This window comes from Syntrophales bacterium, from assembly GCA_035363115.1.
GTDB lineage: Bacteria > Desulfobacterota > Syntrophia > Syntrophales > PHBD01 > PHBD01.
On the sequence record DAOSEM010000005.1, the window covers coordinates 141,246 to 167,387 of the forward strand.

Annotated in this window: 33 protein-coding genes and 2 tRNA genes; 20 read left to right on the forward strand and 15 right to left on the reverse strand. The window is 50.7% G+C overall.

Annotation, left to right across the window (positions count from 1 at the left end; genetic code table 11):
• The first annotated feature begins 18 nt into the window (after nt 1-18).
• From PLO63_11545 to PLO63_11585, 9 genes are all read left to right on the forward strand, one after another.
• Nucleotides 19-459: a hypothetical protein gene (locus PLO63_11545; protein HOI74766.1), complete on the forward strand. Its 441-nt coding sequence runs from the start codon at nt 19-21 to the stop codon at nt 457-459.
• A 92-nt stretch (nt 460-551) separates the two neighbouring features.
• Nucleotides 552-809, forward strand: coding sequence for a hypothetical protein (locus PLO63_11550; GenBank protein HOI74767.1), 258 nt, complete (start codon nt 552-554; stop codon nt 807-809).
• A gap of 136 nt (nt 810-945) precedes the next feature.
• On the forward strand, nt 946-1,110 hold the full coding sequence (locus PLO63_11555; GenBank protein HOI74768.1) for a DnaB-like helicase C-terminal domain-containing protein: 165 nt from the start codon (nt 946-948) through the stop codon (nt 1,108-1,110).
• Between the two features lie 167 nt (nt 1,111-1,277).
• Nucleotides 1,278-1,781 carry a hypothetical protein gene (locus PLO63_11560; protein HOI74769.1) on the forward strand — a complete coding sequence of 168 codons (504 nt, stop codon included), beginning with the start codon at nt 1,278-1,280 and terminating at the stop codon, nt 1,779-1,781.
• Nucleotides 1,782-2,038: 257 nt separating this feature from the next.
• Nucleotides 2,039-2,566: a hypothetical protein gene (locus PLO63_11565; GenBank protein ID HOI74770.1), complete on the forward strand. Its 528-nt coding sequence runs from the start codon at nt 2,039-2,041 to the stop codon at nt 2,564-2,566.
• Entirely contained in the window at nt 2,535-2,918 is a 384-nt protein-coding gene (locus tag PLO63_11570; GenBank protein HOI74771.1) for a hypothetical protein, read from the forward strand. The genes PLO63_11565 and PLO63_11570 overlap by 32 nt, the downstream gene beginning before the upstream one ends.
• Nucleotides 2,919-2,921: 3 nt before the next feature.
• Nucleotides 2,922-3,461, forward strand: coding sequence for a hypothetical protein (locus tag PLO63_11575; GenBank protein ID HOI74772.1), 540 nt, complete (start codon nt 2,922-2,924; stop codon nt 3,459-3,461).
• Between the two features lie 178 nt (nt 3,462-3,639).
• On the forward strand, nt 3,640-3,996 hold the full coding sequence (locus PLO63_11580) for a hypothetical protein (GenBank protein ID HOI74773.1): 357 nt from the start codon (nt 3,640-3,642) through the stop codon (nt 3,994-3,996).
• 13 nt (nt 3,997-4,009) lie between these two features.
• Nucleotides 4,010-6,649 (forward strand): phage tail tape measure protein, encoded by a 2,640-nt coding sequence (locus PLO63_11585; GenBank protein HOI74774.1) that lies wholly within the window; start codon nt 4,010-4,012, stop codon nt 6,647-6,649.
• A gap of 2,243 nt (nt 6,650-8,892) precedes the next feature.
• Here PLO63_11585 and PLO63_11590 read toward each other — a convergent pair.
• The 4 genes from PLO63_11590 to PLO63_11605 all read right to left on the reverse strand — a co-directional run bounded on the left by PLO63_11590 (nt 8,893) and on the right by PLO63_11605 (nt 10,075).
• Nucleotides 8,893-9,111 (reverse strand): hypothetical protein, encoded by a 219-nt coding sequence (locus tag PLO63_11590; GenBank protein ID HOI74775.1) that lies wholly within the window; start codon nt 9,109-9,111, stop codon nt 8,893-8,895.
• Nucleotides 9,108-9,326, reverse strand: coding sequence for a hypothetical protein (locus tag PLO63_11595; protein ID HOI74776.1), 219 nt, complete (start codon nt 9,324-9,326; stop codon nt 9,108-9,110). Before PLO63_11595 ends, PLO63_11590 begins: the two co-directional genes overlap by 4 nt.
• Before the next feature lie 189 nt (nt 9,327-9,515).
• Nucleotides 9,516-9,860: a hypothetical protein gene (locus PLO63_11600; GenBank protein HOI74777.1), complete on the reverse strand. Its 345-nt coding sequence runs from the start codon at nt 9,858-9,860 to the stop codon at nt 9,516-9,518.
• Nucleotides 9,836-10,075, reverse strand: a complete 240-nt coding sequence (locus PLO63_11605; GenBank protein HOI74778.1) for a hypothetical protein — start codon at nt 10,073-10,075, stop codon at nt 9,836-9,838. Before PLO63_11605 ends, PLO63_11600 begins: the two co-directional genes overlap by 25 nt.
• 403 nt (nt 10,076-10,478) lie before the next feature.
• Here PLO63_11605 and PLO63_11610 point away from each other — a divergent pair, with 403 nt between their 5' ends.
• Genes PLO63_11610 through PLO63_11620 form a run of 3 tightly spaced genes read left to right on the forward strand, consistent with a single transcriptional unit; the run spans nt 10,479 to nt 11,653 of the window.
• Nucleotides 10,479-10,733, forward strand: coding sequence for a hypothetical protein (locus PLO63_11610; protein HOI74779.1), 255 nt, complete (start codon nt 10,479-10,481; stop codon nt 10,731-10,733).
• Between the two features lie 5 nt (nt 10,734-10,738).
• Nucleotides 10,739-11,350, forward strand: coding sequence for a hypothetical protein (locus PLO63_11615; GenBank protein HOI74780.1), 612 nt, complete (start codon nt 10,739-10,741; stop codon nt 11,348-11,350).
• 36 nt (nt 11,351-11,386) lie between these two features.
• A complete protein-coding gene (locus PLO63_11620) occupies nt 11,387-11,653 on the forward strand; it encodes a hypothetical protein (GenBank protein HOI74781.1) in 267 nt (88 codons plus the stop codon).
• 899 nt (nt 11,654-12,552) lie between these two features.
• On the opposite strand, the gene PLO63_11625 is transcribed toward PLO63_11620, so the two are convergent.
• Nucleotides 12,553-12,795, reverse strand: a complete 243-nt coding sequence (locus PLO63_11625; protein HOI74782.1) for a hypothetical protein — start codon at nt 12,793-12,795, stop codon at nt 12,553-12,555.
• An 83-nt stretch (nt 12,796-12,878) separates the two neighbouring features.
• Here PLO63_11625 and PLO63_11630 point away from each other — a divergent pair, with 83 nt between their 5' ends.
• A complete protein-coding gene (locus tag PLO63_11630) occupies nt 12,879-13,154 on the forward strand; it encodes a hypothetical protein (protein HOI74783.1) in 276 nt (91 codons plus the stop codon).
• Between the two features lie 69 nt (nt 13,155-13,223).
• Here the strand turns inward: PLO63_11630 and PLO63_11635 are convergent.
• Nucleotides 13,224-13,299: transfer RNA gene (locus PLO63_11635), tRNA-Ala, on the reverse strand.
• 97 nt (nt 13,300-13,396) lie between these two features.
• Here PLO63_11635 and PLO63_11640 point away from each other — a divergent pair.
• A tRNA-Leu gene (locus PLO63_11640) sits at nt 13,397-13,484 on the forward strand.
• Between the two features lie 238 nt (nt 13,485-13,722).
• Here PLO63_11640 and PLO63_11645 read toward each other — a convergent pair.
• Genes PLO63_11645 through PLO63_11655 form a run of 3 tightly spaced genes read right to left on the reverse strand, consistent with a single transcriptional unit; the run spans nt 13,723 to nt 14,841 of the window.
• The gene (locus tag PLO63_11645) at nt 13,723-14,148 is read right to left on the reverse strand and encodes a hypothetical protein (protein ID HOI74784.1); all 426 of its coding nucleotides are present in this window, start codon (nt 14,146-14,148) and stop codon (nt 13,723-13,725) included.
• 20 nt (nt 14,149-14,168) lie between these two features.
• The gene (locus PLO63_11650; GenBank protein HOI74785.1) at nt 14,169-14,585 is read right to left on the reverse strand and encodes a hypothetical protein; all 417 of its coding nucleotides are present in this window, start codon (nt 14,583-14,585) and stop codon (nt 14,169-14,171) included.
• A complete protein-coding gene (locus PLO63_11655; GenBank protein ID HOI74786.1) occupies nt 14,575-14,841 on the reverse strand; it encodes a hypothetical protein in 267 nt (88 codons plus the stop codon). The genes PLO63_11650 and PLO63_11655 overlap by 11 nt, the downstream gene beginning before the upstream one ends.
• 819 nt (nt 14,842-15,660) lie before the next feature.
• On the opposite strand from PLO63_11655, the gene PLO63_11660 reads away from it, so the two are divergent.
• From PLO63_11660 to hxsC, 6 genes are all read left to right on the forward strand, one after another.
• Complete coding sequence (locus tag PLO63_11660; protein ID HOI74787.1) at nt 15,661-17,265, forward strand: DUF262 domain-containing protein; 1,605 nt, start codon at nt 15,661-15,663, stop codon at nt 17,263-17,265.
• A gap of 337 nt (nt 17,266-17,602) precedes the next feature.
• Nucleotides 17,603-18,094, forward strand: coding sequence for a hypothetical protein (locus PLO63_11665; GenBank protein ID HOI74788.1), 492 nt, complete (start codon nt 17,603-17,605; stop codon nt 18,092-18,094).
• A gap of 28 nt (nt 18,095-18,122) precedes the next feature.
• Nucleotides 18,123-18,455, forward strand: coding sequence for a hypothetical protein (locus tag PLO63_11670; GenBank protein ID HOI74789.1), 333 nt, complete (start codon nt 18,123-18,125; stop codon nt 18,453-18,455).
• A 103-nt stretch (nt 18,456-18,558) separates the two neighbouring features.
• A complete protein-coding gene (gene hxsD, locus PLO63_11675; GenBank protein HOI74790.1) occupies nt 18,559-18,903 on the forward strand; it encodes a His-Xaa-Ser system protein HxsD in 345 nt (114 codons plus the stop codon).
• The gene (hxsB, locus tag PLO63_11680; GenBank protein HOI74791.1) at nt 18,903-20,378 is read left to right on the forward strand and encodes a His-Xaa-Ser system radical SAM maturase HxsB; all 1,476 of its coding nucleotides are present in this window, start codon (nt 18,903-18,905) and stop codon (nt 20,376-20,378) included. The genes hxsD and hxsB overlap by 1 nt, the downstream gene beginning before the upstream one ends.
• Nucleotides 20,379-20,481: 103 nt before the next feature.
• The gene (hxsC, locus tag PLO63_11685) at nt 20,482-21,492 is read left to right on the forward strand and encodes a His-Xaa-Ser system radical SAM maturase HxsC (protein ID HOI74792.1); all 1,011 of its coding nucleotides are present in this window, start codon (nt 20,482-20,484) and stop codon (nt 21,490-21,492) included.
• A gap of 407 nt (nt 21,493-21,899) precedes the next feature.
• Here the strand turns inward: hxsC and PLO63_11690 are convergent, their stop codons facing one another.
• From PLO63_11690 to PLO63_11715, 6 genes are all read right to left on the reverse strand, one after another.
• The gene (locus PLO63_11690) at nt 21,900-22,136 is read right to left on the reverse strand and encodes a hypothetical protein (protein ID HOI74793.1); all 237 of its coding nucleotides are present in this window, start codon (nt 22,134-22,136) and stop codon (nt 21,900-21,902) included.
• A 405-nt stretch (nt 22,137-22,541) separates the two neighbouring features.
• Nucleotides 22,542-23,144 (reverse strand): hypothetical protein, encoded by a 603-nt coding sequence (locus tag PLO63_11695; GenBank protein ID HOI74794.1) that lies wholly within the window; start codon nt 23,142-23,144, stop codon nt 22,542-22,544.
• Between the two features lie 34 nt (nt 23,145-23,178).
• Nucleotides 23,179-24,441, reverse strand: coding sequence for a signal peptide peptidase SppA (sppA, locus tag PLO63_11700; protein HOI74795.1), 1,263 nt, complete (start codon nt 24,439-24,441; stop codon nt 23,179-23,181).
• Nucleotide 24,442: 1 nt separating this feature from the next.
• Nucleotides 24,443-24,688: a hypothetical protein gene (locus PLO63_11705; GenBank protein HOI74796.1), complete on the reverse strand. Its 246-nt coding sequence runs from the start codon at nt 24,686-24,688 to the stop codon at nt 24,443-24,445.
• A 15-nt stretch (nt 24,689-24,703) separates the two neighbouring features.
• Nucleotides 24,704-25,051, reverse strand: a complete 348-nt coding sequence (locus tag PLO63_11710; protein ID HOI74797.1) for a hypothetical protein — start codon at nt 25,049-25,051, stop codon at nt 24,704-24,706.
• 360 nt (nt 25,052-25,411) lie between these two features.
• Nucleotides 25,412-26,122, reverse strand: coding sequence for a hypothetical protein (locus tag PLO63_11715; protein ID HOI74798.1), 711 nt, complete (start codon nt 26,120-26,122; stop codon nt 25,412-25,414).
• Between the last annotated feature and the right edge of the window lie 20 nt (nt 26,123-26,142).

The following is a 26,142-nucleotide window of genomic DNA, read 5'->3' on the forward strand; positions in this document are numbered from 1 at the left end:
GGGGACCGCCGGGGGAAGATGAAGGCCGCCCGGGAGGTCCTGAAAGGAAAAAAAACCTCGGGCCGGGTCTCGCTCACCGAAACCGAGGCGGCGGCGATCCGCGAGGCCCTGGACGGTTACCGAGCGCTTGATGATGCCTATATGCGGGCCAGAATTAACGCCGAAGGCTTTTTGCAGATCATGAACGATGCATCGAAACTCTATCGGGCCGGGAACCGGGGCGAGGCCGCGCAAATACTCGGCTGGACCACGGGCAAGCGAGGAGTTATGGAGCATCACCACAGCATCGTGGCAACCTACCTGTTACAGGTCGGCATGGGGATCGATAAAAACCAAATAGTCGAGAACATCATGGCGATCTTCGGGCTTCAAAGTCGGGAGGCAACCATTAAGCTCCTGACAAGAGAAAAAAAGCGCCTCGGCTCCCTCCCTCTGCCATCGAACTGGCAGAAGGTCTGACAAAAAATCCCGCCGGAAAATGTCCATTAGCGCGTAATCATTCGATTCATTATCTTCCCATCAAATCAAAGGAGTTTTGATGGGAGGTTCCGATGCAGCACAATCTTTCCACCCTGGCCGAAAAATGGCCGTCGTCCATCGTCGCCAGAACCGAAGTTGAACGGTTCACCGGCGGACTAATTTCCGAAAAATACCTTGCAAATCTCGACAGTTGCGGGAAGGGTCCCGAGGGCCGAATCCGCGTGGGCCGCAAGATCGCCTACCCGGTTGATCGCCTCATCGAATGGCTGGCATCCCGGGCAACCGAGGTCAAGGGCAAAGGCCGGTTCCCTGGCCGTGGGGAGGCCTGAGCCATGTCCGGCCCTTCCCTTCTGATTGCCTTCGATTCCGAGACCTTGACGATCCCCGGAATCCTGCCCAATGCCGACAGCGACGTGGAGGAGCGGAAGCTCCGGGAGATCGCGGCGCGGAGGACCGCGGCCGAACGTGGATTACCTGCAGCTCGTCCGTCCATCTCAGCGATGGGGCACCCGGGAAGCAGAGGTTGCCGAGGTCTCCCGATCCCTGAAGGCCCTGGCAAAGGCCTTGAAGAAATATCAGGCGCGGAACGCGGGTTCCGTGACGAAACGAACCGGGAGGCGGCCCGGTTGAGCCAGCGGCGGTCCTCGCTCCACGGGCGATCCGTGGGGGCGGGATTTAGTCGTTTGGATTTCACCGGGTTCGTCCTCCTGCACATGACAGAGTAAGTCCTCCGCGGGGTGCCGGTGCCTCCCTGTCCGGTGTTCTTGCTGGAGAAATAAAAATCGGAGGAACGGAAAATGGGAGCGAGAGTTATTTACGGGTTGCGGGACATTGAGAATTTCTTTGGTGCGGGCGCGTCTGTTGAATCCCGGAGCGCTGTTGCAGACCTGGTAAGAACCATGAGGAGCAGCTACGGTCTTCCCATGCGGAACCGGCATGATCCGAAGATGGGCGCGAGTGTTCCGTCTCTCGACCTGTCGGAATTCAAGACCTGGTGCCAGGAAAATGGTGCTGATCCAAGAAACCCCGAGGCCATCACGGCGGCGGTCCTGGACCGAAACCACGTGATCCGGGCCATCCAGAAAATGCCCCCGGTGCGCCTGGTTGGCTACGGGGAAATTTGCAAATTTTGCCGCCACAGGATGGAAGAGCTAATGGAGCTAAAAAATTGCGTGGACTTCCCTGTTCGGCGAGCGGGGAAAGAATGGGTTGCTGACGGGCGGGAACTGCTGCGTTTCCTTTATGAGCAGCACTATGAAATCCCGATGTACGAGGTCTTCCGAAGAAGGTCCGTGGCATGAGTGCGGAAAGGGAGATACGAAAGACTGCCGACCATGAGGCGGCCCACGCACTTGTGGGATGGATCACAGGGCAGCGGATCGAAAGTATCACCATTGATCCCAGGCGTACCGGGGATGCAAGGGGGGTCTGCTACCTGTCGGGCGGTCGGATCGGGGTCATCGGGGAACCGAAGAGCCTAACGTCAAGTCAGGCGCATTTCCTCATGGCCGGCCGGGTCTCTGATGACCTTTTCCATTCAGGAGGCCCCCCCGGCCACGTGCAGGACTTCAAAAACCTAAAGGCCCTGCTCCCCCTGGATGACGAGACCCTCCGGATGCATGACTGGTCCAGAACAGAAAAGTCCACCGAGGACTTTTATCAGATGTTTCGTGGCCCGGTCGTGAAGCTCCTGAGATCCCGACGCGGACGTCGGGCGCATCGTACCCTGGCAGCAGCTCTGCTGAATCACCAAACCCTGTCCGGCCAACATGCGGTTGAGATCCTCCGTGAGGCCTGGGGCGATCCCCTGCCCCCTCGTGCCCTGCCACCTGAAGATCATTGTGAGGTTATCGACAAGGGGCCGGCAAACCATGAAGAACTGCTCCGATCTATTCGGGGTCTGGCCGGCTTGGCGCTGAACGACTGTGAGTCGATGAGTGGGTTGGGTGATGAGGGCGAGATATTGGGGAGGCAGCGAGTTGAAAATATTCTTCGTTTGTTGATTGGTCTTTGCCGACCCCAAAAGATAACCGCAAAACAAAGAGGAGAGTGTCATGGAAACAATAAAGTGTATGGGTTGCAGTAGGGAAGGATTCCACTATTCCAACGGTGCTCTAGAAAAGATCTTGAGCGTGATCGGGATGGCGGAGATGCTTGAATCAGAAGGCGCTTGGACGAAAACGGATCCGGTAGATATCCCGAGCGGAGCATCGGGATCGGACACGCCAATCATACTGGAAGCCCCTGATGGTTCCAACCGTGTTGTCGGTTTGAATGTTGCGGCTATATACATCAGAAAGGGTTTCAGTTTTGAAAGCCTTTCTGAACGGTTTTTGTCACAAGGAATGGGTCGCTTGGCGGCCATGACCAAGGCTTTTCGTGACTATCCAGAAGCAAGGCAACAATTTGTTGAATCCCATCGGAGAAAGGAGCGGTAAAACATGAATTTGACGAAAGATTCAATGATGCAAGAAATTCTCCGTCTCATCCCTGGTGAGGCGAAGGGGAAAATGGAGTTTTTGGGGATGGATCTTGTAAGGTTGGAGGCGAGAGTTAAAAATTATACGGACAAGATCGAAGAACTTCAGTCGAAAGTCGATGGTCTTTTTGCGGAGATGAGGCGGTCGATCTCTGCCGGATCGGACCCAGCGCCGATCTCCCAGAGAAAATTTGCGCTGGAGTGTGAAATTCGTGATCTATCGTCTTTCCGGGATGCAGTAGAAGATGTTGTTCAGGAAAAATCGGAAGAGCTACAGCGCGCGAAGCTGGATTTGGGGAGTGTTTTTGCCCAAGGCGTAATCGCGGCGAAGGCGGAAGTTCTCAAAAAAATAGACTTTCGACTGAGGGAAATTGAGGAAATTTGTGATGCGTGGGACAAAGCGGTCTGGACAGTGGCGACGAACTTCAACTGTCCAACCCCTCCGGGTGAACATGGATTGATCTTCCATGGTCATCGCGGTTTGGGCAATCGAATGGGGTAGTGCCGGCCTGGCTTTTACCGTTTACCCTCTCGTCGGGATCCTGAATGGTTCAGGAATAGGCGAGTCCTCCGAGAAGGGTTCCGGGTGTTTCGTCCATGTCCACCCGGAACCCGTATTAAAAAAATGAAGAAATGAGACGGGATCTTTCCTTAATAAGATTAGGAAGGGAGTTCACAATATGAGCGTATTCGAGGAGGCGAAGGGAGCGGCATTGCTAACTCTTAAGACTGCCCGGCAGACGTCAGCGGAGATTCGGGAGGCGGTGAAACAGTCCGGCCTCTTGGAAAGCGAGTTTACAGCTCTTGTCGAAGAATTCGAGGGCTATCTGACGGACACGGAAAACATTGCAGAAGATTTTATTAGGAATGTTGATTCCGTCATGGCGGACCCTGGCAAATTGGAGACTAGAGTCAATTTCGTCGCGACGAGCGTCGTTTTTTTTGATCGGTTACTTACCGTTGAGCAAAAATGCCTCGACGTTCAGAAAAAGGCCCTGGAGATTAAGGCGCGGACGATAACGGGGACCAGGGTATAGAAAGGGAAACGAAATGGCTGACCTCTCGAAAACCATTGAGATCGTGTTCGGCGGGAAGAACGAAGTAAGCCCCGTCGTTGCGGACATTGAAAAGTCCTTCGGTGCCCTGGACTCATCTGTTGGGAAGATCACTGATCCCCTGGCCAAGGTCGCCGATTCCGTCCTGAAGATCGATGCTGCCCTGGCCGCCATGGCCATCGGGGGTATGGCCTATGCCATCAAGCAGTCATCGGAGTTTAACAAATCATTCGGCCTGATCTCGACATCCGTTACCGCGACGGGGGCCGATTTGGCGAAATACCGAGACGACATCCTCACCTACTCCACGAACTCCGTCAAATCCCTACAGGACATCAATTCCGCCCTCTACACCGCCGCTCAGGCCGGTGTTAAGTGGACGGATTCCCTGGAATTCATCCGGAAGGCCGAGCAGCTGGCCGTTGCGAACAATGCAAACCTGAACACCACGGTCGACCTCCTGACGTCGACCATGAACGCTTACGGCTTCACGCTGAAGGACGTTGGCCGACTGAATGACGTTTTCTTCCAATCAACTTTGATTGGGAAACAGACGATCGACAGCCTTGGACAGAGTATGGGCCAGGTTGTGGCCATTGCGGCTAATTCTGGCGTTACCTTCGAGGAACTATCCGCTGCCATCGCCACCATGACCGCAAAGGGTCTGGAGACCTCGGAGGCCATCACCGCCGTCAAGGGCGTGATATCTGGGATCATCAGCCCCTCGAAGGAGGTAGCCGACGCCGCAAAGACCATGGGCCTCAATTTCTCATTGACGGAGCTGTCATCCAAGGGCTTCTCCAACATGCTTCGTGAGATCATGCTCCGGACTGGGGGCAGCAAGGAAAAGCTCGTGGGACTGTTCAATGAAGTCCGCGCCATGAACGGTGTCCTCCAGTTGACGGGCGACTCGATGAAGTTCTTCGACGACGCCCTGAAACAGATCAACAGCTCCGCCGGCAACGCCGAGCGGGCCTACAAGAAAATGGCGGAGACCTTCGCAAATCAGACCCAGCAACTGAAGAACGCAGCCAAATCAGCGATGATTGCCATCGGAACTGAGTTGGAGAATTCGGCCGCCAAGATCACCGGATCCGTCGGGGGTCTCCTGAAGGGTATCAAGGTTAGTGTCGACTCGGGCGCCTTCGATCCGCTGTTCAAGTATCTGGACGAGGTGGGCGCTGCTTTCTCCGAATGGCTCGGGGCCATTGCTAAGGCCTTCCCAGATGCCCTGAAACAGCTCGACTTCCAGGGAATGGTGACGGCACTGCAGGCATTTGGGAAGGAACTCGGTGGCCTCGACGGGACCAAGCCGGAAAAGCTTGCTAAGACCATGCAGACCCTTGTTGATGTGATCGCGTCCCTTATCACCGTGACCCGGGGCCTTACGGAAGCATTTGTTCCAGTCATTTCGACGCTGACTTCCGCGGGCAAGGCCTTTTCCAACCTGGAGGAGTCAACGAAGTCGCTTGTCGGTAACGTTCTCGGGGCGGCGGCCGCCTACAAAATGTTCGGGCCTGTGGTCGGTACGATCATGTTTACGATAGGCCAGGATGCCGAGTTGATGGAACGGACCGTAGGGGCAGCCTTTGCCGCCATTGGGCTGTTTGCGGAAAATCTCCGGTTGGGCTTCACCACCCTGGTCTGGGCCGTTTCCGAGGTTGTTCTTGGGATCATGGAACTGTCCGCCAAGCTTCCGGGATCCGCCATGACGGATGCCGAACTGAAGCCGATGCGCGATTTTGTGGACCTAGTCGGCGGCAAGATGTTGAAATCTTCGGAGGACGCCTGGAAGAGCTACTTCAAGTTGAAGGAGCAGATTGTCGGATCCGGTGATGCCTCCAAGGACACAAAGAGCAAGACAGAGGCGCTTGTTGAAGCCCTCTCGAAGATACCTTCAAACGTCACCACAACCCATGATGTAAAGGTCAATGACACCGGCGTCTCCTCAAGTGTCGCAGCGGTCAGGGAGAAGTTGCAGCAAATCCCCTCGACAAAAGTTGTAGATGTGGTGGTACGGGCTGACGGATCAACGATCGAGGAAGCCTATGGAATGATTATCGAGAAGTTCCCGGACGGCTCCTCGCGAATCGTTCAAGCCAATATTGTTCCTGCCGGCGTTGACGAAACGGCTGCCCGGATCGCGGACGTGACGAAGCCGCAGGCGATCGACGTGCAACTCAAATTAGATGAAGAGAAGTTGAAAACGACATCCGAGACCATCCAAAAATCCGTTGAATGGAAGGCTAAGATTGACATCGCCGATATTACCGCGAAGTCGGAAGAGATCAAGTCGGTTTTCAAATCCATTGACAATTCCATCACGTCCTCTTCATCGTTGTTAGGCACTCTTTCGGAGAGTATCACGAAAGGCGGGACGGGGTCTTCCATGATTTATGAGACCATGCGGCAAGAAAACCTGCGCAGGGATGAAATGTTGAAACTTCAGAAGAATCTTGCTCAAGCCGAAGTGGACAACGTGAAGGCCCGGACGGAATTAATGAAGAAGGGTGAGGCCCTTATAAAGGTAGAGGCACAGGGTCTGCAACCGCACTTAGAAGCTTTCATGTTTGAAATCTTGAAGGCGATTCAGGTAAGGGCGACGGCAGAGGGAGCCAAGTTCCTTGTGGGATAGACATGAGCACAATTACGACACAGAAGTATGACCTGGAGGGGGCCAAACTTCCTGCTCGGCATGACGACCCGAACGGCGGGAACGTGAAATGGTTAACGGGTCATCAAGCAATAGAAACTCCCCCTCACCCCCGATTAAGAAATCTTATCAAGTGTCTATGCGGTTCACCGAGGGGAGGAAGGGCGGCGGGTCCTTCCTGAGGGGTTTTTCCATGCGGGTAATTCAACCCTCGAATTTCGTGTCCGGATGAATTCCCGTTTCTTTGGGAATTTGGGAATCAGGGACGGTCTTAGACCAACTCTCATAAAGATAAGTAGCCGATATGATGGAGGTCACTTATGAACCGCAATGCAGTTTTTTGGGAAGGATATAAGCTCGGATACGAGGCTGGTCGTACATCGTTGAACGGCCACGCTGGGCTATTGTTGGATCAATATATCATCACATGCTGCAAGTTCGTACCACGTGAGCGGATCCAAGCAAGTGTCCTATTCAACCATTTTTTGAGATGGCGCGAAACGTGCGGTTGCAAAGGACCGATCACTGCAACATGGTTTGGCCGTGCCTTTTCAAAACGCTTTCCCAAGATAAAGTCTGAGGGGCGGGTCTTTTACGTAGGAATTGCACTGAAACCTACAGACGATGAAGAGAGACAAAGCTGACCAGGGAATCCCCGGATCCGGCTGAACGATCACAAGTGTCGGCGGGAGATCGCAGATCCTGGAGCAACCGAAAACCCAGGATCTGCGGCTAGGACGCCAAGAAATACTCCAGAAGACATCCAGGGATGCTCCGCAGCCCTTCCGCGCCATCTACGGGAACAACATTCGACGTCAAAGCGGACGCCCCGCAGCTGGTGGTGAACTCGTCCCGGAACCGGGGGACAGGTTGATCTAAGCGAACAACGTGTCCTGGATCCCATCGTGCCGGTCGGTTTAGTCAAAAATCACTGGTTGTCCATATAAAAGTTACTCTTGTTCTGTCTAAATGATTAACCAATTAAAATCATTATACATATTATCGCTGGAGGGTTTAAAAAAGCGGACAGTGTGCTTTATCTCACTTGAATTATTGACGAATCGGACAATTTTATTCGCGTGTGGGGATAGATGGAGCCTTTTCTTATATATATTTCTCTGCAACACCCTTTTGGCCATTTTGCATTGTGACCATATATATGGATATACTCTCCATCCTCCCTATCTATATTATCTATTTAATATCATTATTATTTTTCTATATAAAGAAAAGATTAATAATATTAAATATATAAAGAGAAAAAATATTTAAATAATCGTTATTTATACAATGATATTGGTTAGATATGCACAAGAGGGATGCTTTCAGGGAGTCTTGGGGATGGTTTAGAAAGTCCGTTGGTTTTTGATTTCTTTTCGAACGGGATTCATTCACCGGCGCCGCCGGGAGATCTCTCATTCCGGAGTAGTTGAAGGGCCGGGATCCTCGACGAGGACGCCCGGAAGGTACCCTGGAAGGACTCCCGGGACATCACAGGAGGATGCCCGGACACGAGCAGCTGGTGACGATCCTGGACCCGGAAGGACATCCTGCAGCCGTCGACCCCTCCGGCCAGGTCCTCGCTGCGGGACAGATCCGGCCGGGTAGATCACCAGCACCGGCCGGCGATCGGCTCTCCCAGGGGCCCCGGCGGCGCTGGATCCTGATCAGAGCGGCCAGGTCCTCCGGATGGTCTCCCGGGACGTCACCAGATAATGCCCGGTTGGGATGAGATCCCGTCATCCAGGGATTCCTGTAGATGGTTGGATAAGGTTTCTGTTGAATGGGAGCGGCTGATTTCTAAAATGAGGAATTTTTTTGACAATACAGAGAATGACGTTTCCCACAATCATTTCCATTTTGAATCTGGAGAACTGCGGTTGTGGTTCCGAGTCTTTGTGGATGCAATTTTTGATGTGAGGAATGGTAGCGAGAATAAAAACATAGCGAAAGAATGGTTAATGGATCCAGGGAATAGTTTTGTTGACGTTCTGGCAGACCATTTTGGTTACGCTCCGGAGATCTTCCGGCAGAACATAAGAATTTCTCTAGAAAGAAATCACAGCGAAAAAAGTAGGATTCAGCAGGATCTGTTACGCGCAATAATAGTAAGAGCAAATGAACATCCGGCCGGATCCGCCCCGCAGCGAGGCCCTGGCCGGTGTGATCGACGGCTGCAGGGCGCCCTTCCAGGTCCAGGATCGTCACCAGCTGCTCGTGCCCGGTCATCCTCCGGTGATGTTCCGGGAGACCATCCGGAGGCCCTGGCCACTCTGACCGGGGATTCGGCGCCGCCGGTGCCCCTGGGAGAGCCGATCGCCGGCCGGTGCGGGTGATCTTCCCGGCCGGATCCGCCCCGCAGCGAGGACCTGGCCGGTGTGATCGACGGCTGCAGGGCGCCCTTCCAGGTCCAGAATCGTCACCAGCTGCTCGTGCCCGGTCATCCTCCGGTGATGTTCCGGGAGACCATCCGGAGGCCCTGGCCACTCTGACCGGGGATTCGGGGCCGCTGGTGCCCCTGGGAGAGCCGATCGCCGGCCGGTGCGGGTGATCTACCGGGCCGGATCCGCCCTGCAGCGAGGACCTGGCCGGTGTGATCGACGGCAGCAGGATGCCCTTCCAGGTCCAGGATCGTCACCAGCTGCTCGTGCCCGGGCATCCTCCGGTGATGTCCCGGGAGTCCAGCCGGAGGCCCTGGCCGTTCTGATGGGGGATCCTGGGCCGCCGGTGCCCCTGGGAGAGCCGATCGCCGGCCGGTGCGGGTGATGGGCCGTCCGGATCTGCCCCGCAGCGAGGACCCGGCCGGTGTGATCGACGGCTGCAGGGCGCCCTTCCAGGTCCAGGATCATCACCAGCTGCTCGTGTCCGGGCATCCTCCGGTGATGTCCCGGGAGACCATCCGGAGGCCCTGGCCGTTCTGACCGGAGATCCGGCGCCGCCGGTGCCCCTGGGAGAGCCGAGCGTCGGCCGGTGCGGGTGATCTACCCGGCCGGATCCGCCCCACAGCGAGGCCCTGGCCGATCTGACCAGGGATCCAGCGCCGCCGGTGCCCCTGGGAGAGCCGATCGCCGGCCGGTGCGGGTGATCTATCCGGCCGGATCCGCCCCACAGAGAGGACCTGGCCGGTGTGATCGACGGCTGCAGGGCGCCCTTCCAGGTCCAGGATCGTCACCAGCTGCTCGTGTCCGGGCATCCTCCTGTGATGTCCCGGGAGACCATCCGAAGGCCCTGGCCGTTCCGACCGGAGATCCAGCGCCGCCGGGGCCCCTGGGAGAGCCGATCGCCGGCCGGTGCTGGTGATCTACCCGGCCGGATCTGTCCCGCAGCGAGGACCTGGCCGGAGGGGTCGACGGCTGCAGGATGTCCTTCCGGGTCCAGGATCGTCACCAGCTGCTCGTGTCCGGGCATCCTCCTGTGATGTCCCGGGAGACCATCCGAAGGCCCTGGCCGTTCCGACCGGAGATCCAGCGCCGCCGGTGCCCCTGGGAGAGCCGATCGCCGGCCGGTGCGGGTGATCTATCCAGCCGGATCCGTCCCGCAGCGAGGACCTGGCCGGTGTGATCGACGGCTGCAGGGCGCCCTTCCAGGTCCCAAATTACCAATAGATAGTGAAGAAATATTTCATTGACATCTTGGCTGGCTTTGTTATTCTGACATTGCCTAAATTCTAAACCGGGAGCCCTCCGTTATGGGTTTTTGTGTTTGTGGCGTAGACATCAATCTGGTCATGGACGCGGGTAGCAGTAATGCCCCGGCGCTTGTTTAGAGCGTAGGCCGTCCATGGCCTTTTTGCGTCTATGGAGGAATGAATATGGATCGGAAGGGAAAGGAACAAGGAAATTTGGTTCGTATTGAAGACGTCCACGATTACCTCTATCGGGCCGCCTGGAAACTCCAGGGTGTGTCAGGACTATTTAAATTAGAAACAAACAATCTACAATTAGACAATGCGGAAGCATATGGCATCGGCTTTCTATTGGAACAGTTAGCTGATGATATTTTGGGTTATGCTAAAATTGTGGACGAATACACTACCCATAATCTATTGCCTCGCGGGAATGGGTGAAGAAAATGAAAAAAGATAATGATAATTATTTTGAGTGTATGCTTCAAATGTCTGGATCTGAAACAATAGAAATGGTCGAGAAAATTATACAATCTGGTGATGAGCTTGGAATAAAAATGGTAAAGACAAACGTAATTGTAGCCATGCATCGTCTCGGAATACAAATTAATAAAACAAATATACACTCGGATACCAATAATAATAACGGTCAATTCAAAAATCGCGATATTCTTATAAACAGACAAGTATTATGGGAAGAGATTGGACCTCTTATTGATGAATTAGATACTGAGTTGTGGTGGGCTTTGAGACACTCAAAAAGGTATTCTGAAGAATCATGGCTTGATGAAAATGTCAGGCTTCGCATACGATGGACAATTGATAAAATTAAAGATGCAAATAATATTATTCAGAAAATAATAAGTGTATTTGAAAGAACGCATAAAATTAGAGAAAAAGCTTCTGTCAACCGTGATAAAAAACGGATTGAACATCTTTCGATTATTTATGGAGGTATGAATAAACCAACTTCCTCGAGAAAAGATGATTGTTTCTTGTCTGACAAGTTTCTCTTGTGGAAAGAAAAGCAAGGGGAGCGCCCTGATGGTGGGCATTGAGAGCAGAACAGCAAGATCCTGAAAAGGTAAAATAAGATGGTGGATCATGAAGAGAAATTGGTAGCTGCGGAGAAAAAGATCCAGGAGTTGGAGGAGAAAATTCAAAAGCTCCTGATAGAAAACAGGAGCCTGAAGGCCAGAATGGCCGAAGTAGAAAGGCGTGTCGGGATCAACCCGGATGCCTCGTTTAACGAGCGCGTGATGGCAGAGGCGAAGAGGATCTATGCCGAGTACGGGAACCGTCCATATCAGCGTCGGAAATACACAAAGAAGAAGAAAGGCGAGGCCTGCCCGGGCAGTTGAAGTGGCCGCGAAAGTGAATTCCCAACGTGGAGGTAGCTCCGGGGAAGATCTCCCCCCAAAGGAAAGATTACGGCTGCAGGGCGCCTTTCCAGTTCCAGGATCGTCACCAGCTGCTCGTATCCGGGCATCCTCCAGTGATGTCACGGGAGACCAGCCGGAGGCCCTGGCCGTTCTGACCGGGGATCCGGCGCTGCCGGTGCCCCTGGGAGAGCCGATCGCCGGCCGGTGCGGGTGATCTTACCCGGCCGGATCTGTCCCGCAGCGACGACCTGGCCGGTGTGATCGACGGCTACAATAAATATCAGTGGTGTTGTAGGCAGGAGTGCGGGGAAAAAGGTGAACAAGAAACCAGAGCAAAGGAAATTTAGAGTGATCCAGGGCGACCTTCAGTCTTCGGAAGGACGCGTGATATCCCCTGCGCCAAGCGGGCCACGATTAACTTACACAACGGGGGTGGTCCCGATATTCGGGGGTGGCCATCCCATTAACCCAAAAAGGAAAGGAGAATGAGGTATGGGAATCGTAAGGTATGAAGATGTCCTGGGCTATTGTTTTGATCGTGGGCAAGTCATATGCGAGGAGTGCGCAACGGATGAACAAAAGAACAAAGCACAAGAAAGTGATTTTATAATCGAAATCCCAGATGACGAGATTTATTTCTGCGACCGGTGTAAGAAGCGGCTCTAAGTGATCACAAACTAGATCGATCAGTGCTGCGAGGGGTCCGGGTGTGTCAGCAAGTCCATACCCGGACCCACATTTTTCAGGCGGGTAAGGGGGAGTATTTGACGCTCCGGAATTTGTACCGTGGTACAAAGATTCCTTTCGGCCTTCGCCGCTTCTTGAATTGCGTGATCATCAGTTCCATCTGTCCTCCTGAGGGGTGCCCCAGGGTAAGTCTATCCGTCAGATCTGGATGATATAAGTGGCGTCCCATCCGGGAGGGTTCCTCCCCGGATGGCGTATTCATTCAGAGGACCCTTGTCGCCTTTGATGAATGCCTGAATTGCATAATCAAGGTCGGTCGGCGGCAGCACGGCTTTTTCCAAGGTCTCCACTCTCTTCGCGAGACGGGCGTTTTCCTGTTTCAGGTCTTGAATCCGTTTCTCCATGGCCGTCAGTCGCTGTTCAAGGGTTGCCATCTGATCTACCTCTTAGAGCAGTCGTTTTACTATACGAGCGCAAAGGCTGGGATGCCCTCGGCTACGAAAGCTGGCGGGAATGCGTGGTCAAGGAGTTTTCAAACAGTCAGGCGTATCTCTACCGCCAACTGGAAGCCGCCAAGACAGAAAAGGTAATTTCGCCAATTGGCGAAAAAGAAATTCCCGAGAGCCAGCTTCGCCCCCTTACCCGCCTGAAAGATGATCCCGAAAAACAGCGTGTAGCATGGACCCGCGCCGTCGAGACCGCCCCCGAGGGAAAGGTCACGGTTGCAGGGCGCCTTTCCAGGTCCAGGATCGTCACCAGCTGCTCGCGCCCGGGCATCTTCCGAAAGCGGTAAAATGGCGGTAAAAAGAAGAAACAAAAAAGAGAAGGGGGTCAGGCTTATTGCCTAACCCCCTGATTTTTCTGGTGGAGCTGAGGGGAGTCGAACCCCTGACCTCTTGAATGCCATTCAAGCGCTCTCCCAACTGAGCTACAACCCCACGTTTCCAAGAGGCGAGGACCCTAACATAGCGTTTCCGGCATTGTCAATACAATTCTCTTGACTTTGCCTACCCCCGCGGATAATCTCGCCGCCGTGCCGGAGTGGTGAAACTGGTAGACGCAGGGGACTCAAAATCCCCCTTTCCTTGTGAAAGTGTCGGTTCGATTCCGACCTCCGGCACCAAATGAAATCAAGGGGTTCCACAGTTTCAAAGAGCTGTCGAACCCTTTTTCTTTTGCCTCAATCTTGACATCTCTCCCCATTCTCTCCCCACTTTTTAACATTGAAAGATCATTTGCTGTCAGTGTCATTGCTCGTCCTATCCTCGGGAAACGCCCTGTCTACGTGGGTTGCAGCGGATATGTAAAAAAGCCAGGGAGCGACTTGTCACACACCCCCTGGCCTTCAGAATCAGCCGTGGTTAAACGATCTGCCCGCGGAACGATACTTCATCTGTGACGGCGTTGGCAACCCCTTGCACCCTGAATGCCGACAACTCCGCCTTCATGGCGCGGATCTGCAAGGCCAACAGGGAATCCATTACCCTGGGCGCGTTCATGATCAGATATTCCAGCATGGCAAACACCTGTTCACAGAATGCGAAGTCCGGTGACTTCTTCGGGTCCTCTCCTCGGGGCACCATGCCCGCCTTCTTCATCTCCAACCACAGGCGGCCCATCTCCTCCATCTTCTCGCTGTTCATCACGTCTTGGAGGGCGTAGGGCTTCCCGTACCACGTCCCGCCGAAGTTCCGGGCCTCCACCATGTCGTCGACTATCCGGCTCTTCTCCCTGGCCAACTCGGCCTTCAGTTCCCGGACCCTCCGCGCCAGTTTCCCCACTGGCATTTCATGATTCCTTTTCTGCATCATTTTGCCCTCACCTCCTTCGACATGACCAATCCTTCGTCCTGGGGGGAGAAAATTTCGGGGATATTATAATTCTCAATACGCTGTGGCTCTGAAGGGGCGTTTTGTCGTCTTGCTGTGCGTCCTCTCAGCAGCCTTTCCCCGATAGCTCGTCGCTGCTCCTCTGAAAGGAGTCGCTTCGGCTGTTTTTCCTTGGATTCCAGATAGGGCATGAAGGGGTGAAGGGGGCAACGGGTCACTCGGCAGTCTTCCTTGCCGTCTACGAAGTGCCCGCAGCAGTCGTAACACTTGGCTAGGATGGCTTCCCTTGCGGTCAGCCTGTTGCCGTCCAGGTGCTTGATCAATTCCTTTCTGCCCTGGGCGGACTTTCCATGTTCCCTGATTTCCTCTGCCGGTGACAGCTTGTCATTTCGCATCGCCGTCACCTCCTCCGTCCAGGACGTCCAGGAGGCGTTCCAACTGCTCGTCAACCTCCCGCTCCCATTCCTTGATGGCCTCGATGAACTTTTCCCACTCTTCCGGATCGATCTTCTCTTCCAGATCCGCAAGCTCTTCATCGGTGACCGGCGGGAATTTTCCGAGCACGTCTTCTAAGTCGTCCAGCTTCTTCCCTGCCGCTTGCAACGCTTGATCCTGCAACACCTCCAACCGCTCTTGACTCTGCTCGTTCATACTAAACCCCCATAGACGAAAAAAGCCATCGGATGTGCCTAGGCTCCAAAGAAGCCTCCTGGGGCGTTGCCGTATCCCAGCATCCGATGGCAATTTTGCGTTATGGCACCAACAAAAATAGTCACTGACGGGTGACCTTCCGCTTTGGTTTTTAGGCAGGTTCAGGATACCTCAGCGGGGGGAAAAGTCAAGGGGGGAGTTGTGGGGCGGGTTGAAACTGGGTGGTTTCCGACCACCTTGCCAGTCAGAAATATTTACATTAAAGCTTGACTCTGTTGAATTATTTTGGTTCCGTTTCTGTGGTTGTCAGTCATGTCATAGGGGGGAACCGTGGTAAGGGCGACAATCCGTCAGGTCCAACATTTTATCTTATATCTGCCTTCCTTTAAGCCTTCAGTCTTCCTTACGCTCAGCAACGCCAATATCCGAACCAATCTTCAGGATTACAAATGTTATTTAAACTCAGGATCTTGATTTCAGATCATTAAGAAGGGAGGGAGAATCGCATGGCTTGGTCAAATGATATGATCCAGAAAGTATGGGAAAAGGGGAGAATTGTTCCTAACAATGATCATAATGTATACAGAAAAGATGAATGTAATGCATGGATAAGGAGGCAATCTTATGGCAACCGCAATTCACAATATGGATGGGAAATTGATCATATTTCACCCGGTGGACCTGACACTTTGTCTAACCTACGTCCTCTCCAATGGCAGAATAATGTAGACAAGAGTGATGGCCGTTTGAAGTGTAATGTGACGTCATCTGGGACCGATAATGTTAATAATTGAAATCAATTAACGTCAGGTTAATACTATGAAACCAAACGTAGCTAGTCGTCTTGGAACTGACACACCACTGCCAAGAGATCTGATTACAGGGATTAAGAAAGGTGAGATCAAGATCCCGAAATTTCAACGCCAGTTTATATGGAATGAGGAGCAGGCATTGAACCTGCTGGATAGTATTGCCAGTAACTATCCGGTCGGTAGCCTTCTGTTTTGGAAGACAGTGAACAAACTGGCAGCTGAGCGAAATATCGGCGACTTTCAATTGCCGGAGACAGATGATCTGACCCCAACAGATTATGTACTAGATGGACAACAAAGGTTAACCGTTATCTACTCCTGCCTGGGAGCACCCGAAAGTGATCCTGGCTTTCAGGCCGCTTATGATTTAGAAAATGAGACATTCATAAGAAAGCCTGATCGTCATCAATCCCATATTTTTCCACTTCGCATTCTCTTTGATACAACAAAATTGCTGAATTTCCGGGCTGGGCTTGTGAGCCATCCAATGGGTGAACAACTGCAACAGCGTCTAGATCAACTAATTGACATTTTCACAAATTATCGAATTCCTGTCGTTATACTGAAGGACCTAACTGTAGAGGAGGTTTGCCCAATATTCGAAAGAATTAATAGTTCCGGTACCAGACTATCAACATATGACCTCATGGTAGCAGCTACTTGGTCTAAGGAGTTTGATCTTAATGATGAGGCAGATATAATTGCTGATAGTCTTAGACCAAAGAGTTTTGGAGATATCGAGGGAGACACGGTGCTGAAGTGCCTTGCAGCTGTTCACTTCAGGGGTATTAAACGTGATCAAGTCTTATCTCTTCGCAATCTCAAACGAAATACGATGGATGAGCTCGTTGTAACGGCCAAGGAGGCTCTCCTAAAAACTGTTGACCTTCTAACTACGGAGTTCAAAGTATATAGTTGGGATTTCTTACCGTATGAAGCATTTGCGATAATACTTACATATATATTTGCAAAGCGTAAAGGTTTAAATCAACAAAATATTGAAAGAACACGGCAATGGTTTTGGCAAAGTGCATTTTCAGAACGGTATAGAGGAGCGTCCGAACACTTTGTTTCAAAAGATCTTGAGGCCATTGATGAGTTTATAATTAATGGAGGGTTACCTGATGCGAGTTTTGGGTCAATTATTAGTGTTGAAACTCTCCCTAAAGTTGTTTTCCGCAGTAACAACTCAAGATCACGAGCATTTATTTTAATGCTTGCCCTAAACGCCCCACGCAATCTTACTAACGGTGCGTTAATAGATACAGCCGACGCATTATCTATATTTAACAAAAAAGAGTTTCACCATATTTATCCTAAAGCATTCCTATTTAGAGAAGATTCAATAGAAAATGTGAATTCGTTGGTTAATATATGCATGCTTGCTGCATCAGAAAACAAGAGAATTAGCGATCAATCTCCATTCGAATACCTTCCAAAACTTATTTATGAACATGGACAGCAAGCTTCTAATATATTTAAGTCAAATCTGTTACCCAGTCCGGAAGAGGTTGATTACTCAAAGTTGACATTTGAAGAATTCTTGCAGAAAAGGGCTTACATATTACATGAACGTATAAATAAGTTGTGTACAGGAGATGCAAGCACTTAGCAGCTGGAAATATTTTAATTTGAGAGCGATGTGTAATGCTCTTCAGCACTTCCCTGAAAGCCCGGCAGGCCCTTGGGCTGAAGGATTGTGACTTGATCGGTGAGCAAGTGCAGGACGCCAAAAGCTTCAACGAGTGGTACTGTCACCTGTTTACATATATACTTATACCCCTTCATAAAAGGGATTTCGTTGATCAACTTAATAACCCAAAGAAACTGGATGACCACACCCAATAAGTTCAACACTATCTTCCGAAAGGAGACAATTTCTTTTGACAACCGATAGTACGCCATCACATAAGGCGATCCTAAAGAAGTATGAGTCGTGTTCGGAAGAAGTGAAAAAGTATTTTATGCATCTGTTGAGTCTCGTTAAAAACCACCCTTATGAAGTGTCGCTAGCTTATCTTTTTCTTCATACTGAGAAGGCACATAATAGAATATTATACTGCGGTGTTGTTAAACTTCATAGGGCTGAATCAAATATTGCCGATATTATTATAAATAAGCAGCATCTAACAAGGAGTGGGTTTCTCGACCTATATAATAATGTCTTTGGAAAATCCCTTGATACTTCAACTCTTTCGAAGATCAAAGAAGCAGAAAAAATACGTGACAAAGTTATCCATGGTAAGAGTGTCAAGGATGCAGATATACGCCAAGCAATAATTGACGTACTCGATTATGCTGAAGCATTGAATGCCGAACTATTCGAGTTGGCTGGATTCAAACCATTTGGAGACTTGAGAGGTTTTAAAGGGAGAGGTCAGTCTCTTGACAAGAATACGACAAGGTGGCTTATGAAGGGTATTGGCTTCACTGTTGCATAATAACTGACAATATTAAGTGGGAAAGCACATGAATAACATTTATAAGTATATGCTATTTTTTTTGTTATTGTTAGTGATTATCGCGATTCCACAAATATCTTTTGCGGCAAAGGGATATGTTGTTTATTATAAATTTGGATGTAGTTATTACATAGTTGAAACAAATAATGGATATGCGATTCTTGAATGGTTTGGCGGTACAGATCCAAGCGAAGGTGATATTATTGTCGGCAACTTTGAATCCTATGGAATGAAAACATTGTATGATGTTACAAGTGATTCAGAAACAAGAGCATGGGTGGAGGATTATTGGTTATCAAAAACCAGTGTTATTGAGAAATATTTAGAGCATTGTGATTAATTAACTGAAAACGTCCTCCCTAATGCATGACATACTAATTCATATTGCTGGGCAACAAAGATTGTTGAGTATTAAGGGATATATTAATATTTGGAGTTGACCAATGGAAACAATCAAGATTAACAATGATAATGTAAAAATAATTCTCAGCAAACAGTTGTACGAAAAATCCGCCGTATTTTCTGCCATGTATAAACTAACAGGTCGATGCATAGCCCAAATAAGCCCTTTGGGCGAGTATGATGTTGAAGTAACACTTTCCCCTCAAACGGGCTCTGGCTATTCTGTTGAAGATATTAAAGGCTTAGCTGAGAGCTTTCTTAATGATATCATTGATCAACAGTTGCGGCTTGACCTTGAAAAGCAATATGGTCGGTTGCGAGAACTGATAGTAGAGCATGCATTTACTCCGATTAAAAATCTAGACCAAAGACTTAATGATATATGATGCAAAAGCCAAAGGCATATACGATATTTCCATTTTCGTTTTCAAGAACGAGTAATAATGAATATCTTCTTGTTAACGAAGTTGGTGAATTTCTATTCCTCAACGATGAAGAATTCCACGCCTTTGTGAATCAACGCTTAGATAAGAAATCTAATGTATTCCTAGATCTAAAGGGAAAGCATTTTGCAACAGATACAGATGTTGCTCCGATTGTAGATCTTCTTGCTACTAAATATAGAACAAAAAAAGCCTTTCTTCGAAATTTTACTGTTCTTCACATGGTAGTTATTACGGCAAGATGTAATCACCGTTGTCGTTATTGTCACGCGTCTAGTGAAAGTGAAGATGCCCTTGGTTGGGATATGGCGTTGGACGTTGCTAGAAAAGTCGTTGATACTATCTTTCAATCTCCATCTCCTACAATCAAGATTGAATTTCAAGGGGGAGAGCCATTATTAAATTGGAAGGCTGTTCGTGAGATAGTGTTATATTCGGAAAAATTGAATAAGAAAATGAAGAAGTCGCTCGAATTTGTCATTTGTACGAATCTTACTCTAGTAGATCGAGAGAAATTGGCCTTTATTAAAGAACACGGTATTCTCATCTCAACATCTCTTGATGGTCCAAGGGATCTGCATGACAAAAACAGAGTTCTACGAATTGGAAAAAGTAGTTATGCTCTTTTCATAGATAAACTGAACCTAACAAGAAGTGTTCTTGGCCATGAAAATGTATCAGCACTTATGACGACTTCTGTTGAAAGCCTCACAAGAATGAGGGATGTTATTGATGAGTACATACGATTAGGATTCAATGGTATGTTTCTACGAGCCTTGAACCCTTTCGGATATGCGAAGAAAGATATAACAACATATAGTTGCGACGATTTTATCAAGGCTTACAAGGAAGCACTCTCATACATCTTACAAGTTAATCAGGAAGGAACTTACTTCGAGGAATACTATACATCATTACTTTTAACCAGAATACTAACACCGTATTGCACGGGATTTATGGACTTACAATCGCCATCCGGCGCAGGGATTTGTGGAGCAATATATGACCGTAATGGAGATGTTTATCCCTCAGATGAAGGCCGAATGCTTGCCAAAATGGGAGACAGAAGATTTAAACTTGGCAACGTTATGCGTGATAGTTATTTGAAAATATTCGGTGGTGATGTTCTCAGAGAACTAACAAAAAGTTCATGTGTTGAAACCATGCCGGGTTGTGTGTCGTGTGTTTATAGAAGTTATTGCGGTGCTGATCCGGTAAGAAATTACGTAGAAAGCGGACATATTATAGGGAACAGGCCCCAAAGCTTTTTCTGCTCCAAAAATATAGCCATATTCGACTATCTATTTCAGCTACTTAGGAAAAACAATGAGAATGTGATTAATGTATTCTGGTCTTGGATTACGAAGAAACCATTACTGGATTTGAAACATGTGGAATTGCCAAGGGAAAGCTCTTAATCTACAAGAACCGATAATAGGAAAAGTAGTAATTGACCGATATCAGTTGCTATCGAGGCGTACATGTATCGTCGTAAGGGAAAAGCCTCGATTCGGTAGCAGTTTGTTCTATTCTGCCATAATTACTAGTTTGAAGAATGTGTCCGAATCAGGCATGCGATCCCCCTGTATTTATGGTATTGACGGAAGCGATCTTAGAAAACTTCAAGATGGCGATGTCGTTCTGCTGGAACCAAATGGCAGCATTAATATGCTGTACGAGATTCATGCCTACGATAATGCTCTTCTGGCTACAGAGAGATGTAACTGCCGCTGCATAATGTGCCCGCAGCCCCCAAGATCCGACAAGCCAGGTCTTCAAGAATTAAACATGAAGCTTATTAAGCTCATGGATCGAAAAAACACAAGATCATTATGTATTACCGGTGGCGAGCCCACACTACTTGACGCAGGCTTCATAAGACTTGTTGAAGAATGCAAAGAAAGACTTCCGGATACTCCACTGGCTGTACTTACTAATGGAAAAAATTTTCAGGAGTTTGAATTCACAAAAGGGGTTGTCAATGTCGGGCACCCAGATATAACATTTTGTATTGCGTTATATGCGGATGAGGACAATTTACATGATGATATTGTTGGAGTTCCTGGTAGCTTTTATCAGACGATAAAAGGTATAACAAATCTTGCTCGTTTCAATCAGAAGATAGAAATAAGAAATGTCATCAGTGCCTTGAACTACAAGAGATTAAGACAATCATCTGAATTCATCTATAGAAATTTTCCATTTTCTGTACATGTGGCCCTAATGGGTATGGAAATCACCGGGAGAGCATTGGAAAATATATCTCAAGTGTGGATTGATCCAATAGATTATATATCAGATCTCAGAGAGGCGGTCAAAGTACTCGCAAGGGCGGGGATGAATGTATCCATTTACAATCTGCCGCTGTGCCTCCTACCCAAAGAATTGTGGAGATATAGCAGGAGGTCAATATCATCTTGGAAAAACAAATACATATCAGAATGTAACTCATGCAAAGAGCGGGATAATTGTGCTGGATTTTTTGGAACATCAGGAAATTTCATAAGCAAGGGGATCCTAGCATTAACCTAATATTAAAACCTCTTGACTTTCAATGCACCTGGGTGTTTAGAGATCACCATACATATGCTTACACAGCGGGAAGGAGAGATGCCTATGAAAAAATTTCTAATGAAATTGGGAGTTATGATCGTTGGCGCCCTCGCGATTCTCGGTTTGAATTTTAAGGATGCCAACGCTTTTGTGGTTAACAATGGTCAAATATCGGAAAGTACGCCTCTCTATCTTCAGGATTCGGGGAGCATATTGAATCAATCAAACACAAACTGGCATAACTCACATTCTTCACACTGGTCACACGAATCACACCGGTCACATTATTCACATTATTCAAGTAGGTAATAAATAAGTAAATCAGCGGATTATGAAGCCTCGGAGATTATCTCTGGGGCTTTCTATTTAGTCTAAAATTATGCCATCTATCGAATGATCTCAAGTATTTTCCTTTGTAGCTCTATCTCTTCAACCCCCAACTCGTTAGCAATATGCTCAAACACCCCGCCCCGCTCCAAGACGAACCTCCGCGCCAACTCCTGATCCTCCCGGTCCTGGCGTGTCTGGGGCTCCTTTCTCAGGGCCTCCACCGTGTCAAACAGGATAACCAACCATAGGCCCACCTCGCCGTGCAGGGAAGGCTCCCGGCGGATGGTCTCCATGAGCTCGGCCCTCTGGATGGTCGGCCGCCTGGATCGGTGAAATTGACGTGAGGGGTGTTTCATTGATCTTCAAGAAAGGGCCGTGATGAAAAGTTTCAGGGCCTAGAATCAATTTTCAGGTGCCGGGACGACTCAACTACCCGTCCAGGAGGAGAAAACCATTTCTAGCGTCTAAAATGACCGTCCATGTTTCTGGTCCATGACAAAATTTTAACGAGCACCTTGGTTGATGCACCTTGACTGAAATGCCGGTTTCAGTTTCAATCGTCTCGGATCCGTTTCGCCTGGACGTACCTCCTTCATGGTCCCGGTCTCCCTTTCTGAAACGCGATTTAGAGAGCCCGGCCATGCGGGAACATGGTCCGGGCTTTCGCTTGTCTGACCGCCTCTAGGGCCCCAGGGGGATCAATACGGAGGAATATGCTCCCTGACTTTCGTGGGGGTGAGCATCATCAGGGCGCAATGGTTGGCAACGTCGCCGCTCGTTTTGCTTGCCTTGTCTATGGCCCAACAGGCCCGGTCCCACGCCCGAAGCTCCACCCAAACCGACTCTTCCAAGATACGATCCAGGCTATTCTTGATTTCGGCCTTGATGGCAGTGACTTTCGGCGTAACGAGCAAAGATATCTTCCTGCGGGCTTCATCCCGGTCTTTCTCCAAGCGCAACAGGGTATCTTCCAGGTCTTCCACGATCCGCTCGTAGCCACTGGCACGTGAAGCAATTTCCCCCTCCTTAGAAACCGCATCCACAAACATCTGTTCGCTGTCATTGTCGATGATCTCACTCACATTGAGAAGCCGGGTCTGATCCAACTTTTTCCTTTCCGCAGCATGACGCTCCTTACATGCGGAGATCTTCTCCCTGCACCGGGCCATCCGGCCCTCGATTAAATCAAGCTCACCGATGGCGCTCTGGACCTCGCCGTCGAGGCTCTTGCTCAACAGCTTCACAAGCTGTTCAATCCGCTGCTCCACTAAAGTTTCCACGTCCGTCGTTTTCGTACCCATTGAAAGCCCCTTTCTTCCTGGTGATCGCTGTTGATTATAAATTCATCTTCTGAATGTAAGCCTTGTGCGCCTCCGGATGCTTCCGAATGATCGCCTTCATGGCCTCCGTCCGGCTGCAATTCGTGGCGACAACGGTTTCCGCAACCAGGGTTATGAAATCTTTTCCACCCTGTTCCGTTCTTGACTCCTTCAGTGCGGCCAACATTCTTGCCATTGTCCTGTCTTCCTCGGTCTCGGCAGGTGTCGCCAATGCCGGGGTGGCCTTCCGAACCGTCGCGTACTGTTCGACACTGACGCCGGACTCCACAAGGGCCTTGAACCTCTTGCCGTCCTCCTCGCCGAAATGGCGCATTGCCAGCCCCATGATCCGCTGCCGTTCGGTCTTGCCCGCTTCGGTACCGGTGATCGATGTTTCCGCTACCTGCTCCGCCTTGATTGAGATTCCTCCCTTAGCGCCGCTCCCTGTGGCAAAGGCAAGGGCCGTATTGACAGCCGCTTCGATGTTGCCTGTCCGGTCGGCCAATCCCGCCTCAACGGCCTGTTTCCCGATGAACACCCGCCCGTCCGCCATGTTGTCCAGGACCGCCTGCACATCCGTCCGGCGGTTCCTGGCCACGGCATCCACGAACAGGCTGTAGTAGTGGTTCAATTGAGATTCGATCTTGTCCCTGGCCTCCTGGGAAAGGGGCTCCGCATCGTTCCCCAGGGCCTTATACCGGCCTGCGGAAATGAAGGTCCTTTTCAGGCCCATTTGCCGGTCACTCTCCGACCAGTCGTAATGGACCATCAGGACCCCGATGCTTCCCACCTGGGCCGTGTTCTCGACGATGACCGTCCGGGCCGCGCTGCCGATCCAGTAGGCCGCGCTGGCCATTATGCCGTTTCCGAACGCCACAACCGGCTTGACGGCATCGGCATTCCGGACCGCCTCTTCCAGGGATTCAACGCTGCTCACTGTTCCCCCGGGGGAGTCGATGGACAGGACAATGGCCTTCACTTCCGCGTCGGCCTGGGCGGTCTTCAGGGAATGGATGATTCCCGCAGCCGATGCGCCCCCGTAGATCATGGACATGAAGGACGCCCGTTTCGTGATCGTGCCGTTGACGGGGATTACTGCTGCCCCGTTCAACATCGTGTAAGGCTTCTCGTCGGCACCCGGCCCGGAAGTTACGTATCGGGCCGCCTCGGCGGGCAGATCCTTGCGGTCCCGGATATCCAGGTAACTTCGGACGAGCATGTCCAGGCTGTCCGGAAGGATTCCCCAAATCTGACCATTGCTGAAATCGGTGGCTTCCATGTTATCCCTGCACTCCTTCGTTGAGGGTGATCAACTCCGCCCAGAGGTCGACGCACGGCGCCGCATTCCGCCAAGAGAATCTGATAGGAGGGCACAGCCCCATCAGGTCCACCCGGAGCAAGGCCAACTGCTTTTCGTCGTCCTCGGTGAGAAACGGCTTCATCCGGATCCGTTTCACTTCCTCCAAAATCTCCCGCGTTCGGATGACAGGGTCCCTGATAAGCTCTGCAATGTCGCTGTTGATCATGGTCGTGTTACCTCCTCACCGGTTAAGATCGAACCGGATGTGCTCGCCGTTCCGAAGCCTCCGGAGGTAGCGGTCATATGCCCCCGGATCAGATTTCATCGCAGCCAAGACAGATTCGCTCTTGCCCATGCCTCGGCTGAAATTATCGGCCACGATCTTTTCAAACGCCCGCTCACTCTTCAGTCCCACGGCATCGAAGAGATCCGCCGTGCGATCCGGACCGCCCGCTTTCACACGCTCAGCGAATTCCAAGTAAAGAAGGGGATTTCGTTCCTTGGCCCGCCTCATTGCCTCAATGCGATCGCATCCCTCCTGGGCCGCAATCAACAGGACCGCCGATTCGAAAGTTGCTGCGTTTTCCATCTTGCACCTCCGTTTAGTTTCCTTTGGGGGGCACCCGGCCGGCGGGGGCTTCAACCGACCGGGCAGCCCGGAAAGGATCAGTTAGAATTACGGGTGAGAGAATACAGGGGAGGGCCGGGAGTTGTCGAATCAGTGAGTCCCACAGGGGCACATACAGACACAGATAATCTTAGCCCATGCCAATCTCTTCTCGAAAACGGGAGACCTGGCGCTGTCTGAATGTCTCAACACTCTCGGGTGTAATCCTAATGTCTGATTTGACGCGGAATCCTTCGAGCTCGCCATTTTCGAGAAGTCGATAAACACTGCGCCTGCTGCAAGCCAGGATTTCAGCAACTTCATCTATTCGAAGATTCCGTTTCATCGCTTCATTCCCCTCCCTGTCCGCTTACTACTGCTGGCCTTCTTCTCCCTGGTGCTTGATACCTGCGGCGTCCATCGGCCTGTCCTACTGAACCGATCCAGCAAGTGATAAACCTCGTACCGCAAGACGGATGACATTTCCCGCCGGTCCAAACCGAAGAGCAACGGCGGCAACTTGTTGGACCACGCCAGGAGGGCCGTCTTCAATTCGATGTTCCTGGAACTCCACTCGGATTGAACCTCGTCCCGGCTGATCAAAGCTCCTGTCTCCCGGGCCAAAGCCACTTCAGCCGAAGCCGCCTTGGCGAGACGAAAGCGGAGATCCGCAGCAGCCTTTTGCTCACCCAGGCTGCCCGGCTCTTCCACCTTCCGGCCATACTTCTCGAGGAACCGATCAAGTTCCGACCGTTCAAAGGCTCCATCCGGAAGCTGCCTGAGGTGTCCCTTTTTGATATGGTATGAAAGCATGCGCCGGGAACTGCCGACATAGAGGGCAGCCGCCTGCATTCCATCGATCCGCTCCGGCGGTTTCTCCGCTTCACCGTCGACCGGCGAGGGGCTTAATTCCCTTTCCAAGCGTTCCATGAGCTTCATTTCTGAGGGCTTCAGCGGCTTGCCTGCGCGAATCATCTCAATCAGATTTTGATAGGCTCGCACCCGGGCCAACTTTCCGGCTTTCATGAGGCGATCAATCGTTTTCTCGTCCATCTGATGCTCCGATGAAAAAA

What these genes read in the sequence shown, in the direction of transcription:
- PLO63_11615 (HOI74780.1), top strand. Translation starts at nt 10,739, where the DNA reads ATGAAAAAAGATAATGATAATTATTTTGAGTGTATGCTTCAAATGTCT.
- PLO63_11655 (HOI74786.1), bottom strand. Translation starts at nt 14,841, where the DNA reads ATGAACGAGCAGAGTCAAGAGCGGTTGGAGGTGTTGCAGGATCAAGCG.
- PLO63_11585 (HOI74774.1), top strand. Translation starts at nt 4,010, where the DNA reads ATGGCTGACCTCTCGAAAACCATTGAGATCGTGTTCGGCGGGAAGAAC.
- PLO63_11600 (HOI74777.1), bottom strand. Translation starts at nt 9,860, where the DNA reads ATGCCCGGACACGAGCAGCTGGTGACGATCCTGGACCTGGAAGGGCGC.
- PLO63_11645 (HOI74784.1), bottom strand. Translation starts at nt 14,148, where the DNA reads ATGCCAGTGGGGAAACTGGCGCGGAGGGTCCGGGAACTGAAGGCCGAG.
- PLO63_11570 (HOI74771.1), top strand. Translation starts at nt 2,535, where the DNA reads ATGGAAACAATAAAGTGTATGGGTTGCAGTAGGGAAGGATTCCACTAT.
- PLO63_11580 (HOI74773.1), top strand. Translation starts at nt 3,640, where the DNA reads ATGAGCGTATTCGAGGAGGCGAAGGGAGCGGCATTGCTAACTCTTAAG.
- PLO63_11705 (HOI74796.1), bottom strand. Translation starts at nt 24,688, where the DNA reads ATGATCAACAGCGACATTGCAGAGCTTATCAGGGACCCTGTCATCCGA.
- PLO63_11695 (HOI74794.1), bottom strand. Translation starts at nt 23,144, where the DNA reads ATGGGTACGAAAACGACGGACGTGGAAACTTTAGTGGAGCAGCGGATT.
- PLO63_11690 (HOI74793.1), bottom strand. Translation starts at nt 22,136, where the DNA reads ATGGAGACCATCCGCCGGGAGCCTTCCCTGCACGGCGAGGTGGGCCTA.
- PLO63_11660 (HOI74787.1), top strand. Translation starts at nt 15,661, where the DNA reads ATGAAACCAAACGTAGCTAGTCGTCTTGGAACTGACACACCACTGCCA.
- PLO63_11575 (HOI74772.1), top strand. Translation starts at nt 2,922, where the DNA reads ATGAATTTGACGAAAGATTCAATGATGCAAGAAATTCTCCGTCTCATC.
- PLO63_11550 (HOI74767.1), top strand. Translation starts at nt 552, where the DNA reads ATGCAGCACAATCTTTCCACCCTGGCCGAAAAATGGCCGTCGTCCATC.
- PLO63_11650 (HOI74785.1), bottom strand. Translation starts at nt 14,585, where the DNA reads ATGCGAAATGACAAGCTGTCACCGGCAGAGGAAATCAGGGAACATGGA.
- PLO63_11620 (HOI74781.1), top strand. Translation starts at nt 11,387, where the DNA reads ATGGTGGATCATGAAGAGAAATTGGTAGCTGCGGAGAAAAAGATCCAG.
- PLO63_11595 (HOI74776.1), bottom strand. Translation starts at nt 9,326, where the DNA reads ATGCCCGGGCACGAGCAGCTGGTGACGATCCTGGACCTGGAAGGGCAT.
- PLO63_11590 (HOI74775.1), bottom strand. Translation starts at nt 9,111, where the DNA reads ATGACCGGGCACGAGCAGCTGGTGACGATTCTGGACCTGGAAGGGCGC.
- PLO63_11670 (HOI74789.1), top strand. Translation starts at nt 18,123, where the DNA reads ATGAATAACATTTATAAGTATATGCTATTTTTTTTGTTATTGTTAGTG.
- hxsD (HOI74790.1), top strand. Translation starts at nt 18,559, where the DNA reads ATGGAAACAATCAAGATTAACAATGATAATGTAAAAATAATTCTCAGC.
- PLO63_11625 (HOI74782.1), bottom strand. Translation starts at nt 12,795, where the DNA reads ATGGCAACCCTTGAACAGCGACTGACGGCCATGGAGAAACGGATTCAA.
- hxsB (HOI74791.1), top strand. Translation starts at nt 18,903, where the DNA reads ATGCAAAAGCCAAAGGCATATACGATATTTCCATTTTCGTTTTCAAGA.
- PLO63_11715 (HOI74798.1), bottom strand. Translation starts at nt 26,122, where the DNA reads ATGGACGAGAAAACGATTGATCGCCTCATGAAAGCCGGAAAGTTGGCC.
- PLO63_11560 (HOI74769.1), top strand. Translation starts at nt 1,278, where the DNA reads ATGGGAGCGAGAGTTATTTACGGGTTGCGGGACATTGAGAATTTCTTT.
- sppA (HOI74795.1), bottom strand. Translation starts at nt 24,441, where the DNA reads ATGGAAGCCACCGATTTCAGCAATGGTCAGATTTGGGGAATCCTTCCG.
- PLO63_11545 (HOI74766.1), top strand. Translation starts at nt 19, where the DNA reads ATGAAGGCCGCCCGGGAGGTCCTGAAAGGAAAAAAAACCTCGGGCCGG.
- PLO63_11605 (HOI74778.1), bottom strand. Translation starts at nt 10,075, where the DNA reads ATGCCCGGACACGAGCAGCTGGTGACGATCCTGGACCCGGAAGGACAT.
- PLO63_11610 (HOI74779.1), top strand. Translation starts at nt 10,479, where the DNA reads ATGGATCGGAAGGGAAAGGAACAAGGAAATTTGGTTCGTATTGAAGAC.
- PLO63_11710 (HOI74797.1), bottom strand. Translation starts at nt 25,051, where the DNA reads ATGGAAAACGCAGCAACTTTCGAATCGGCGGTCCTGTTGATTGCGGCC.